This window comes from Brevibacterium picturae (assembly GCF_900105045.1).
GTDB classification, from domain to species: Bacteria; Actinomycetota; Actinomycetes; order Actinomycetales; family Brevibacteriaceae; genus Brevibacterium; species Brevibacterium picturae.
This window is the reverse complement of record NZ_LT629739.1, coordinates 2,930,759-2,943,080: the sequence shown is the minus strand read 5'-3', so window position 1 is coordinate 2,943,080 and position 12,322 is coordinate 2,930,759. Positions and strand designations below refer to the sequence as shown.

At 66.7% G+C, this 12,322-nt stretch carries 11 protein-coding genes; 7 read left to right on the top strand and 4 right to left on the bottom strand.

All coding sequences use genetic code 11. The annotated features are described in order from the left end of the window. Positions 1–182: 182 nt before the first annotated feature. From BLT92_RS13535 to BLT92_RS13515, 5 genes are all read left to right on the top strand, one after another. A complete protein-coding gene (locus BLT92_RS13535; RefSeq protein ID WP_172802596.1) occupies positions 183–1,706 on the top strand; it encodes a sensor histidine kinase in 1,524 nt (507 codons plus the stop codon). Further along, entirely contained in the window at positions 1,703–2,488 is a 786-nt protein-coding gene (locus tag BLT92_RS13530) for a response regulator (protein ID WP_231938827.1), read from the top strand. The genes BLT92_RS13535 and BLT92_RS13530 overlap by 4 nt, the downstream gene beginning before the upstream one ends. Positions 2,489–2,629: 141 nt before the next feature. Then, entirely contained in the window at positions 2,630–3,466 is an 837-nt protein-coding gene (locus BLT92_RS13525) for an ABC transporter ATP-binding protein (RefSeq protein WP_092106348.1), read from the top strand. Beyond that, positions 3,463–5,985 carry an ABC transporter permease gene (locus BLT92_RS13520; protein WP_092106346.1) on the top strand — a complete coding sequence of 841 codons (2,523 nt, stop codon included), beginning with the start codon at positions 3,463–3,465 and terminating at the stop codon, positions 5,983–5,985. The genes BLT92_RS13525 and BLT92_RS13520 overlap by 4 nt, the downstream gene beginning before the upstream one ends. Positions 5,986–6,123: 138 nt before the next feature. Next, positions 6,124–6,624: a DoxX family protein gene (locus BLT92_RS13515; protein ID WP_231938826.1), complete on the top strand. Its 501-nt coding sequence runs from the start codon at positions 6,124–6,126 to the stop codon at positions 6,622–6,624. A gap of 53 nt (positions 6,625–6,677) precedes the next feature. Here the strand turns inward: BLT92_RS13515 and BLT92_RS13510 are convergent, their stop codons facing one another. The 4 genes from BLT92_RS13510 to arsB are packed head-to-tail and all read right to left on the bottom strand — an operon-like array spanning position 6,678 to position 10,057. After that, a complete protein-coding gene (locus tag BLT92_RS13510; protein WP_092106342.1) occupies positions 6,678–7,094 on the bottom strand; it encodes an arsenate-mycothiol transferase ArsC in 417 nt (138 codons plus the stop codon). Next, positions 7,091–8,533 (bottom strand): NAD(P)/FAD-dependent oxidoreductase, encoded by a 1,443-nt coding sequence (locus BLT92_RS13505; protein ID WP_092106340.1) that lies wholly within the window; start codon positions 8,531–8,533, stop codon positions 7,091–7,093. Before BLT92_RS13505 ends, BLT92_RS13510 begins: the two co-directional genes overlap by 4 nt. After that, positions 8,526–8,948 (bottom strand): arsenate reductase ArsC, encoded by a 423-nt coding sequence (locus BLT92_RS13500; protein WP_092106338.1) that lies wholly within the window; start codon positions 8,946–8,948, stop codon positions 8,526–8,528. The genes BLT92_RS13505 and BLT92_RS13500 overlap by 8 nt, the downstream gene beginning before the upstream one ends. Beyond that, complete coding sequence (gene arsB / locus BLT92_RS13495; protein WP_092106336.1) at positions 8,945–10,057, bottom strand: ACR3 family arsenite efflux transporter; 1,113 nt, start codon at positions 10,055–10,057, stop codon at positions 8,945–8,947. The genes BLT92_RS13500 and arsB overlap by 4 nt, the downstream gene beginning before the upstream one ends. 158 nt (positions 10,058–10,215) lie before the next feature. Between arsB and BLT92_RS13490 the strand changes: the two genes are divergently transcribed. Together BLT92_RS13490 and mdlC are read left to right on the top strand one after the other, a co-directional pair. Then, a complete protein-coding gene (locus BLT92_RS13490) occupies positions 10,216–10,566 on the top strand; it encodes an ArsR/SmtB family transcription factor (RefSeq protein ID WP_092106334.1) in 351 nt (116 codons plus the stop codon). Positions 10,567–10,608: 42 nt separating this feature from the next. Beyond that, positions 10,609–12,216: a benzoylformate decarboxylase gene (mdlC, locus tag BLT92_RS13485; protein ID WP_092106332.1), complete on the top strand. Its 1,608-nt coding sequence runs from the start codon at positions 10,609–10,611 to the stop codon at positions 12,214–12,216. Positions 12,217–12,322 lie beyond the last annotated feature (106 nt).

Sequence of the window (12,322 nt, the reverse complement as noted above, 5' to 3'; positions counted from 1 at the left end):
GACACTCAGTGGCTCAGCTCACATTCTACCGGTGCCGCAGAACCCCGACCAAGCACATCGCCGATCTCGCCGAGCTCATCGCGGCCTTCGAACTCTGATGGCTCATCGCCGCCGACGCCTTGCCGACCGATCAGCCCTGGGTATGATGCGCGTCGGTTCGCCTTCGCACTAGCATGAGCCCCATGAACGACCGACACTCCGCCGCAGGTGGCCAGCAGGCCGCACCCCCGACGGACCCTGACAGTCGTCTCCACCGCGCACGCAGGCTGCTCGCCGCGCACCCCTGGGTGGCCGATGCGCTGATCTGGGTGCTCCCGCTGGCCTACATCGCCGTCGTGACTCTTCTGGCCAGTGCCGATACGCCCACGTTCACGGCACTGCCGACCTTCTTCCAAGTCGCCATCGTCCTGCTCCAGACGCTCCCATTGGCTCTGCGGCGCACAGCACCGCTGTTCAGTTCGATGCTCATCGCCCTCGCCTGCCTGCTCAGCATACTCACGATGCTCGGCCCCACGATCGGCATCATCGCCGTGCCGTTGACGATCTACTCGACGACGGCCTGGGGCACGCGCCGCCACGGCCAGATCGTGCTCGGCCTCGGATTGGGCGGAGCGTGCCTGCTCGGCCTGTGGTTCTACCTCGTCTCACTGCAGTCGACGGTCGGACCGGATGCGCGGCCCATGGACTTCGGCGAGTATTTGCTCATGTTCACCGTCGTCGCCCTCTGCGCGTCGATCGTGCTCACCGCCTGGCTGCTCGGCGGAGTCGGCTACCGCAGGCGGCGTGAGATCGAAGGGATCCGGGAACGCAACCGCCTGCTCGAACATGAACGCGAATCCGAGACGCGTCTGGCCACCGATGCCGAACGGATGCGCATCGCTCGGGAGATGCACGACGTCATCGCCCACTCGCTCTCCGTCGTCATCGCTCAGGCTGACGGCGGACGCTACGCAGCGTCAGCGAACCCCCAGGCGGCGGTCGGGGCGCTCGAGACGATCTCCCGCACAGGCAGAGAAGCACTCGAACAGACCCGGTCGCTGCTGGGCTTCCTCCGCACCGACGACGAGGACAACCGCCGCGCCGCGCCGCTGCCCGGCGTCGCCGACATCAGACGACTCATCGACGACATCCGTTCCGCCGGTCTGCCCGTGTCCATCGGCGGCATCGACGAAGTCGACGACACCACGCTGCCCGACGGCGCCGGCCTGGCGGTGTACCGCATCGTCCAAGAGGCGTTGACCAATGTGCTCAAGCACGCCGGCAGCATCGCTCGCGCCCATGTGTCGCTGCACATCGAAACGCGGGAATTCGTCGCCAGGATCAGCGATGACGGAGCCGGGCAGACCCCCGACGCCGAAACCTCCGACTCCACGCAGCTGCGCTCCCGCGGCAACGGCATCACCGGCATGAAGGAGCGAGCCGCTCTCTACGGCGGCACCCTCACGGCGCGCCCCATCCGCTCCACGGGACTGCCCGATGCGAATCGGCCGCGCGCCGGACGTGACGCCGGTCTGTCCTCGGAAAGCGTCACCGGAAGCGCATTCGGCACTGCCACCGGCTTCGTCGTCGAGGCTCGCTTCCCCCTGCGCAAGGGCACCGAGGCGGACGATTCGCACCACACATCGGCGGGGACGAACGGCATCACCGCCGACGGCCCTGCCCCGGCGGCCGGCACCGCAGGCACCGACTCCCGGGCAGGCCGATGACCCCGCCTGAGACCCAGATGCAGACGAACCCGGGCGCTGCTCTGCGGATCGTGCTCATCGACGACCAGGTCCTCGTGCGCACAGGATTCGCCATGGTCATCGACTCCCAACCCGACATGGTCGTCGCCGGACAGGCCGCCGACGGCGACGAGGGAGTGACCGCAGTTCGAACCGTGGAACCCGACGTCGTGCTCATGGATGTGCGCATGCCGCGCGTGGACGGCATCGCCGCCACCGAGCAGCTCCTCGCCCTGGCCGATGCCGGGCAGATCCGGACTCCCAAGATCATCGTGCTGACGACATTCGACGAGGACGAATACGCCTTGCGGGCCCTCCGCTGCGGCGCCTCCGGCTTCCTCCTCAAAGACACCATGCCTGAGATGCTCCTCGAATCGATCCGCACCGTCATCGACGGCGGAGCGGTCATCGCTCCGAGCACGACCCGCAGACTGCTCGACAGACAGCTGCTCCCCCACCTCGGCGATGGCGATCTTTCCGAACGGGCCACGCCATCGGCACAGCAGCCGGCAGAGAGCCCGTCCGCGTCCGGTCTGCTCGACGAGGCCGCACAGCGCCTGGAGTCACTGACGCCGCGGGAGCGAGAGGTCCTCACCCTCATCGCCTCCGGGCTGAGCAACACCGAGATCGGTGACGAGCTCTTCCTCGCCCAACCGACCGTGAAGACCCACGTCGGACGCATCCTCATGAAACTCGAGGCCCGCGACCGAGTCCAGGCCGTCATCCTCGCCTACGAATCCGGCCTCGTCGGTTCGCCCGGCTGATTCGCCACCGCCGAGGTCATCCCCGGCGCCGAGGAGGTCATCCCCTGGTATGACCTGCCACGCCTGCGGTCGGTCGGCGGCAGGGGCAAGACCATCCCCCGGTCCGATGTGCCGGGCGCCGCCGGCGACGAAGCTGGAGGCATGAACTCATCACCGACTCAGGCAGGGCCCACCATTCCGCCGACCGTCGATTCCGGCGATCATCACGATCACTCACAGCGGCCTCCCTCACCGAGGCCGGCCATCCGAGCGATCGACCTCCGCAAGTCCTACGGCGCAGGCGACGCGCAGGTGCTTCCACTCGACGGGCTCAGCCTCGACATCGAGTCCGGACGCTTCACCGCGATCATGGGTCCCTCCGGGTCCGGGAAGTCGACACTGCTCAATATGCTCGCCGGACTCGACACCCCGGATTCCGGGGAGGTCATCATCGGCGACACCGCGATCTCCGGTCTCTCCGACCGCAAGCTCACGACACTGCGCCGCGATCGGATCGGGTTCGTCTTCCAGGCCTTCAACCTCGTTCCGGCGATGAACGCCGAGGAGAACATCCTGCTGCCCTCGCATCTGTCGGGCCGGCGGACCGACACGCGCTTCTTCCGCCGCATCGTCGATCTGCTCGGCCTCAGCGATCGCCTGCGCCACCGCCCTCACGAGCTCTCCGGCGGGCAGCAGCAGCGCGTGGCCGTCGCCCGCGCCCTCGTCGCCCAACCCGCGGTCATCGTCGCCGACGAACCCACCGGCAACCTCGATTCGGCCGCCGGTGCCGAGGTCCTGGGCATCCTGCGGTCCTCGGTCGATGAGCTGGGCCAGACCGTCGTCATGGTCACCCACGACCCGGTTGCCGCCTCCCGCGCCGATCGGGTGGTGCTGCTGGCCGACGGACGCCTCGCCGGAGAACTCACCGACCCCGAACCGGAGACCGTGGCTTCGGCTCTCATGCAGGTCGCCTCCGCTGCCGATGGAGGTCCTCGATGATCCGCCTCGCCGTCTCCAATCTCCGCAGCGCTTCCGGCAGACTCATCGCCGCCGGCATCGCCATCGCCGTATCGGTGGCCTTCATCGTCGCCGCGCTCCTGTTCTCGCAGGCCTTCGGCGACACGCTGCGCAACCAGGTCCGCGCCCAGTGGTCGGGTGCCGATGTCGCCATCACTGCGGACGCGGCGGATGACCCCACAGGATCCGCGGAGGGCTCTGCGCTCAGCGATTCCGTCCGCGAGGCCGTCGCCGAAGTCGACGGTGCCGAGTCCACCCAGCTCACGGAGTCCGGCTACGTCTCGGTCACCTCGGCGTCCTCCACCGTGACCGCGAACGTGACGAACGTTCCGCAGGGTGGGCAGCTACAGCCGGAGGAGGGATCGGCCCCGAGCGGGGCGGGCGAGATCATGCTCCGCGGTGCCGATGCCGAGACGCTCGGAGTCGATGTCGGGGAGTCGCTGACCTTGTCGACCTTCGACGCGTCCGGAAGCAGCGATGGCGAAGGGCCCTCCTTCACCGTCTCCGGCATCATTCCCGGCTCTTCAAGCTCCGGGCTCACGCTCTATCTCGCCGAGGCCGGGCTGCAGAAGGCACCGACTGAGCTGATGCCCGAGGCGGTGCGCATCGTCGCCGCCGACGGCATCGAACGTGCCGATCTCGCGGCGGCGGCCACCTCGGCGCTCGAGTCTGCCGGACTCGACGAGGGCGTGTCGGTCAAGACCGTCGACCAAGTCGTCGAGGAACAGGTCGACGAACTCTCCGGAGCCTCGGATTTCCTTTCGACTGTCGGCATCGCCTTCGGGCTCCTCTCGGCCGGGGTCGCGGCTCTGGTCATCTCGAATACGTTCCAGGTGCTGGTGGCCTCACGCATCCGTGTGCTGGCGCTCTTCCGCGCCGTCGGTGCCTCGCGACAGCAGGTCCGCGGCGCGGCCCTGGTCGAGAGTCTCGCACTCGGCGTCCTCGGTTCGGCCGTCGGCGTCGGCCTCGGATTCCTCATCGGCTGGGGGCTCACGGCCGCGGCACGAGCGTTCTGGATGCCTGAGTTCGCGCACCTCTCCCCCTCGTGGATGGCCTTGCTTCTCGGCCCGGCCGTCGGCATCGCAGTGACTGTGGCCGCCGGCCTCATTCCGGCTGTCCGTGCCTCGCGGGTCTCTCCCATCGAGGCCCTGCGGCCGGTCGACGTCCCCTCAGCCTCCCGCCGATTCCCCTGGTACCGGGCGGTACTCGGCCTGGTGATCGCCTGCATCGGCATCGCTGTGAGCCTCTACGGGGCCCTCGAGCAGTCGATCGTCTTCGGCATCCTCGGCTGCTTCGCCCTCTTCCTCGCGATGCTCGTGTCCGCGCGGGTGTTCGTCCCGCCGTTCGTCGGGTGGCTCGCCCGGCTCATCGGTGCGATCACCGGACGGTCGCCTGCGGTGCTGCTGGCCGGGCGCTCAGCAAGTTCCGCAGGTTCTCGCACGGCGTCGACGACGGGTGCCCTGCTCATCGGCGTCACTCTGGTGACCGCTGTCGTCGTCGGCTCGGCCAGTCTGCAGCGCACCCTCGAGCTCGCCACTGCCGGTGACACCCCGGTCGACCTCGTCGTCGCCGAATCGGGCAGCGACGTGGACACCGTCATCGACGGATCCGACATCGTCGAGGACCGGACCACCGTACCGGCCCCCACCGCCTCGGTGACCGTCGAGGGGTTCTCCGGCTCGGGTGAGCTGGCTCTCACCAGCGCCGAGGAAGCCGCGGACACTCCGGTGCTGCGCAGCGAGGGCTTCGACGTCGAGGAGGGCACAGTCCTCATCGAACCGTCGGCCCTGGGCATCGATGCCGCCGCGGAGGACATCGACGGTCAGAGTGCAACCGTGAGCATCGGGGGCGAGAACATCGATCTCACCGTCGTCGGCTCCCGCAGCGTGCCCACGGGCACCGCGGTTGTCAGCGGCGCGGATTCCGCCTCGATCGCCGAGGCGGCCGGCAGCTCGGCAGAAGAGCAGACATGGGTGCGGATCGCCGATGACGCCTCGACATCTCAGATCGAGGCTCTGACGTCCGAACTCGACGCCGTCGGGGCATCGAGCGATGCCGGTGCTGCGGCGACCCGGGCCGAATATGCTTCGGTCTTCCAGGTCGCACTCACGGTGGTGCTGGGCCTGCTGGCCGCGGCAGTCGTCATCGCCGTCATCGGGGTCAGCAACACGCTTACCCTCTCGGTCATCGACCGGCGCAGGGAAGGGGCGCTGCTGCGTGCCCTCGGCTTCACGCGGCGGGCGATGTCGCGGATGATCACGACCGAGTCCCTGCTCATGGCCGTCATCGCCCTCGTCTTCGGTTCGGTGCTGGGCACGTTCTTCGGATGGGTGGGCACCTCTTCGCTCACGGCAGGCACGACCGATCCGGTGCTCTCCGTTCCCGCGATCCAGGTGGGCCTCATCGCCCTGGCAACGGTCATCGCCGCGGTTCTCGCCTCGGCGATTCCCGCCCGCTCGATGTCCCGGATCGCTCCGGCGAAGGGAATGAGCATGGAGTGAGCCGGTCCGGGGTCGGGCCGTCTCAGGTCAGCCCGGGGTCGACCAAGGATGATCCCGGGCGGGGGTCGTATGTTCAGCTCCCTGACATAAACTCAGAATACGGTGTAGTTGCACTTTCAATCAATTATGGAGATCGCTGTGTACGCCACAACTGGATTCCCGACCATCGCCCGCGACATCATCACCGTCCTCGCCCGGATCGCTCTCGGCGTCATCTTCATCGCCCATGGTTGGCAGAAGTTCAATGAGTGGACTGTTTCGGGAACCACCCAGTCCTTCGCCCAGATGGGTGTGCCGCTGCCGGACATCGCGGCACCGTTCGCCACCTTCGTCGAGCTCATCGGCGGTGGACTGCTCATCCTCGGCGCCCTGACCCCACTCGTCGGGATCCTGCTGGCTGCCAACCTCATCGGCGCACTGGTCATCGTGCACCTGGTGCCCGTTCCCTTCGTCGATCAGGGCGGCTGGGAACTCGTAGCAGCCCTGGCCGCCGGCGCTCTGCTGCTGGCAGCCATGGGACCGGGACGCTTCAGCGTCGACCGGTTCCTGTTCAGGCGGAAGAAGGGGTCGAAGCAGTCGCGGAGTACCGCAGCAACGAGCGCAGACTCCGTTCCGACCGAACAGACGCCGACGAAATAGTCGCAGGCGAAGGTCGAGGGGTCCTGCGCTTCTGACTCCTCTGGAATGTCTGCTCAACAACCCGAGCGCAACCGCTCCAGAAGGTCGGCGACTCGGGCGCTGATGTCGTTACGGACCAGACGCATGCGCTCGATTCCTTCGATGCCGCGCTCGGATGGCTCATCGGTGTCCCAGTTTTCAACCTCGGCGCCTTCGGGCGCATGCACGATCGCCTCGCGTCCAAGGGTGACGACGACGTCAGCGGCTTCCAGATCCGCCGGCGTGACCGGTTTGGGAGTTCCTTCGCTGATGTCGATGTTCCATTCGGCAAGCGACTCCACCGAGAGCTGATTGAGCGAGGTGCCGGGCTTGGTACCGCCGGAAACGACGTCGACCGAGTCTCCGGCGATGTCGCCCATGAGCCCCGCAGCCATCTGTGACTTTCCGCCGTTCTTCACACAGACGAAGAGGACGCGGGGTGGGGTCCTCACTGCGCCTCCTGGCGTGCGCTGCGACCGTGTTCCAGCCCGGTGGGGATACCGATCGAGACCGGTTGTGCAGGAGCAGCCTCGCAACACCCGCTGCTGTCGGCAGTCACCGTCACAACCGATGGCGCATCGCATGACGAACCGATGTCGGCCGAGCACACTCCGGTCTCCGGAAGCACGAGCTCGACCTTGTCGGCTGCGTCCTGATCGCCGGCGATAGCGGCGACGATCGAACGGACCTGCTCGTAACCAGTGGCCATGAGGAACGTCGGCGCGCGACCGTAGGATTTCATCCCCGCGATGTAGAAATCCTTCTCCGGATGTGACAGGAGGCGAGCGCCGTGCGGTGCGACGGTGCCGCAGCTGTGGTGTTCGGGATCGATGAGTGGCCCCAGCCCTGTGGGTGCTTCGACGATCGGGTCGAGGTCGAGTCGGATCTCGCGCAGGAAGTCGAGGTTCGGCCGGAAACCGGTTGCCGGAACCACACGGTCGACGCTCAGCGACACTGCGCCGTCTGGGGTGGACCCGGTGACGGCGACTTCGCCCGTGGCAGTCGCCGAGGCGGGTGCCGGATCTGCGTAGGCCAGTTCCGTGATGGTCACCTGCGTATGAACCGCGATGTCTCCCTTCTCGACGAGGTTGCGCAGGCGTGTCCCCAGTGCTCCTCGGGCCGGGAGACCGTCCTGGTCTCCGCCGCCGTAGACACCGGCGGGGTCGGCGCTGCGGATGGCCCAGCTGATGCGAGTGTTCGGCTCGGCCCCGCGGAGTTCGCCCAGCGCCAGCAGGGTGTTGGCTGCCGAATGTCCGGCGCCGATGACGAGCGTGTGACGGCCAGCGAATTGCGCACGGTCTCGGCCGAGGACGTCGGGCAACGGTGAGGAGACGAGGCCTGCCTCGCGGGCCGCAGGTTCGCCGGCGGCCGGCAGTCCTGCCTGCCCAAGAGGGTTCGGAGTCTCCCAGGTCCCGGAGGTGTCGATGACAGCGCGAACCCGGCGGTCGTCGATCGCCCCGTTCTCGTTCCGGGTGCGGACGAGGAAGGGGGTGTCGCTGCGGCCCGGGGTGCGTGTGCGGTCCTTTTCGACGCGGCTGACAGCGATGACGCGTGTTCGCGTATGGATGGTCTCCCGCAGCGGCTCGGTTGCCGCCAGCGGTGCGAGGTAGTTCGCGACGAGTTCGGCGCCGGTGGGCAGCTGGTCTGCTTCGGGTTCCACCCATCCTGTTGGTTCGAGCAGGTCCCGGGCTGCTTCATCGATGTTGTATTTCCACGGCGAGAAGAGTCCGATGTGACCCCAGGCGCTGACTGCCGCGGCGGCGGCCGGCCCTGCTTCGAAGACGAGTGGCTCGATCTCGCGAGCGATGAGATGGGCAGCGGCGGCCAGGCCGACCGGTCCGGCGCCGATGACGGCAACGGGAAGTTCGGTCAGCGGTGTGTTCTCAATCATGAGGTGTCCCTTCCAGGTTGGCGACCAGAGTCTCGATGCGGGCGCGGATGTCGTCGCGGATGGTGCGAACGGCCTCGATTCCCTGACCTGCCGGATCGTCGAGGTCCCAGTCCTCGTAGCGTTTTCCGGGGAAGATGGGACAGGCATCGCCGCATCCCATGGTGATCACCACATCGGAGGTCTTCACGGTCTCCGGGGTGAGGACTCGCGGTTGCTGGTCGGTGATGTCGATGCCCACCTCAGCCATCGCCTCGGCGGCGGCGGGGTTGAGCATGTGAGCCGGTTCGCTGCCCGCGGAGCGGACCTCGATCTGGGCACCGGCGAGTTCGCGGAGGAATCCGGCGGCCATCTGGGATCGGCCGGCATTGTGCACGCAGACGAAGAGCACGCTGGGCTTCGGCACAGCTGCGGTCATGAGTGGGACTCCTGTCGGTTCGGGGCCATCTGGCCTCCGGCGTGTTCGGGGAAGAAGCGACGTCGTGACCACAGTGCCACGTAGACGAGGGCGACGAGGATGGGGACCTCGATGAGGGGGCCGACGACACCAGCCAGGGCCTGCCCGGAGGCGACTCCGTAGGTGCCGATGGCCACGGCGATGGCGAGTTCGAAGTTGTTGCCTGCGGCGGTGAACGCCAGCGTGGTCGTCTTCTCATATCCCAGCTTCAGGGCACGCCCCACGATCATGCCGGCGGCGAAGACAATGATGAAGTAGATGAGCAGCGGCAGGGCGATGCGCGCGACGTCCAAGGGGTTCGAGGTGATCTCATCTCCCTGGAAGGCAAAGAGCAAGACGATGGTGAACAGCAGCCCGTAGAGAGCGAATGGTCCGATTGCGGGCAGGAACCGGTCTTCGTACCAAGTCCGCCCCTTCGTCTTCTCGCCGATGGTGCGGGTGAGGAAGCCGGCCAGCAGTGGAATGCCGAGGAAGACGAGGACGCTCAGCGTGATCGCCCAGAAGGAGAATTCGCCGCTCGTCGTCGGCAGTCCGAGGAGGTTCGGCAGCCATTGCAGGTAGAACCAGCCGAGGAGACCGAAGGCGAGGACCTGGAAGACCGAGTTGATCGCCACGAGGACGGCTGCGGCTTCACGGTCTCCGCAGGCGAGGTCGTTCCAGATGAAGACCATCGCGATGCACCGGGCGAGGCCGACGATGATCAGCCCCGTCCTGTACTCCGGCAGATCGGGCAGGAAGATCCAGGCGAGGGCGAACATGAAGGCAGGTGCGGCCAACCAGTTGATGACCAGAGACGTGATCATCAGCTTCTTGTCGGCAAGCACCCGACCGGTCTCGTTGTAGCGGACCTTGGCCAGCACCGGGTACATCATCACCAGCAGCCCCAGGGCAATCGGCAGGGACACATCGGCGACCTTCACCGAATCGAGTGCGGCTGCGAGTCCGGGCACGAGTCGGCCGAGCAGCAGCCCGAGAATCATCGCTGCGATGATCCACACCGGCAGGAAGCGGTCGAGGGTCGACAGTTTGACCTGGGCCGGTTCATTGGTGGCGGTGGCTGGGGTGCTCATCGAACTCCTCGGACGATTCTGCTCACGACTGGTGTCTTCGCTCATGACAGGTGACTCTGCTCAGGACAGAAGTCGACCGGCCACAAACATCGATGGTTATCGATATGAATCCAACCACCACATATCGACAACTGTCAATATATGGGCATAATGGACAGGTGACTGTTGAACAGACATTGCCCGCACCCGCCTCGGCGGCCTGCTGCACTCCCCTGACCGCCGAACCTCTGGATTTGGCCGAAGCACAGGACTTCGCCCGGATCCTCAAGGCACTCGCCGACCCGACACGACTGCGCCTGGTTTCCTTGGTCGCCGCCCACGAGGGCAATGAGGCCTGCGCCTGCGATCTCATCGATCCGGTCGGCCTGGGCCAGCCCACAGTCTCACACCATCTGAAGATCCTCGTCGACGCCAGTGTCCTCCACCGCGAGAAGCGAGGAATCTGGTCCTACTACTCGCTGGCGGCAGACACCCTGGAGCGCATCGCGGCGTTCCTGTCGCCTGCGTAAGATGCAACACGAACCGCTCCCCCGAAGAAAGCAGTGAGGTCAATGACTGCGACTGGCAAGACCGTCCTTCAGGCAAGTCTGGATGTCTTCCGCACCCATGGAATGACGACGGTCTTCGGCAATCCGGGATCGAACGAGCTGCCCTTCCTGGCAGGACTCGGCGACGACTTCCGCTTCGTCCTCGGCCTGCATGAGCAGGTCGTCGTCGGTATGGCCGAGGGCTTCTCGCGCGTCACGGGACGTCCGGTCCTGGTCAACCTGCATGCCGCGTCCGGGTCCGGCAACGGGATGGGGGCGCTGACCAACGCCCATTACGGCCATGTTCCGCTGGTCGTCCTGGCCGGACAGCAGGTTCGACGAACGGTGGGCCAGGAAGCCATGTTGGCCAACTCGGACGCCGCCACCCTGCCGACGCCGCTGGTGAAGTACTCCCATGAGCCGCTGTCGGCCACAGACGTTCCCCGGACTCTGTCCCAAGCCGCCTTCGAGGCAACTACCCAACCCAGCGGACCCGTCTATGTGTCGGTTCCCTTGGACGACTGGGACGAGGTGGCTCTCGACGACGATGACCTGCTGACGACACGAACGGTGTCGACCGGGCGTGGTCTCGATCCGCAGCAGCAGCGGGAACTGCTCGCCTCTCTTGATGGGGCGAAGCGTCCCGCCCTCGTGGTCGGCCCTCAGGTGGATGCCGCTGCTGTCACTGATCCCAGCGTCTCCGAAGCGGTGATGTCGCTGGCGGAAAAGCTCGACGCTTCCGTGTATGTCGCGCCGTCGCCCACCCGCTGCCCCTTCCCGACAACCCACCCGAACTTCGAAGGTGTCCTGGTTCCCGGGATCAAGTCGGTGCGTGACCAACTGGCCGACCATGACGTCGTCCTGGTGCTGGGTGCCGCAGTGTTCAGATATCACCGGTGGGAGCCGTCGAACTACCTGACTCCCGGCACCGAGGTCATCCAGATCACCCAGGATCCGCGCGAGGCCACCCGGGCACCATTCGGCAAGGCCCTTATCACCGATATCGCCAGCACCGCCGTGGCTCTCGCCGAGCAGATCACCGATCGCGGCACCCGACGCGGCGAACGTGGCTCACGGATCATGAGCCCAGCGGCCACCTCGGCGGAGGGGATGACCGGCGCAGAGGTTCTCGAGGTGCTCAACGAGCACGTCAATGACTCCGTGTCCTATGTCAATGAGACCACCACCTTGGACCTCGACTACCTTGAGCGTGTCGCCATCGACCGACCCGGCATGTACAGCTTCCCAGCCTCCGGCGGTCTGGGCTTCGGGCTGCCTGTCGCCGTCGGAATGTCGATCGGAGCACCGGAGAAGACCATTGTCGCCACCGTCGGTGACGGCTCGGCCAACTACGGCATCACCGCCCTGTACACGGCCGCCCAGCTGCAGACGCGGACCATCTTCGTCATCATCAACAACTCCGGCTACGGTGCCCTGGCAGGCTTTGCCCAGCGCATGGGCGTGCCCAAGGCCCCCGGGCTGGCCCTGGGCGGCATCGATTTCGTCTCCCTGGCCCACGGCTACGGGGTCCCGGCGAAGCAGACGTCCACCCGCGCCGAGTTCGCCGCCGCCTATCGGGAGGCACTCGAGGCGTCGGGCCCGGTGCTCATCGATGCTTCGATCGTCTCGTGATGATGGGGTGAGGGCTCCGAGCCGACGGAAAGCCGACGTGTTTGCCCCTCGTGCAGCGGTCTCGATATCCTGAGGATGAGTAACATCAGCAAGAAACGGTCGGGAC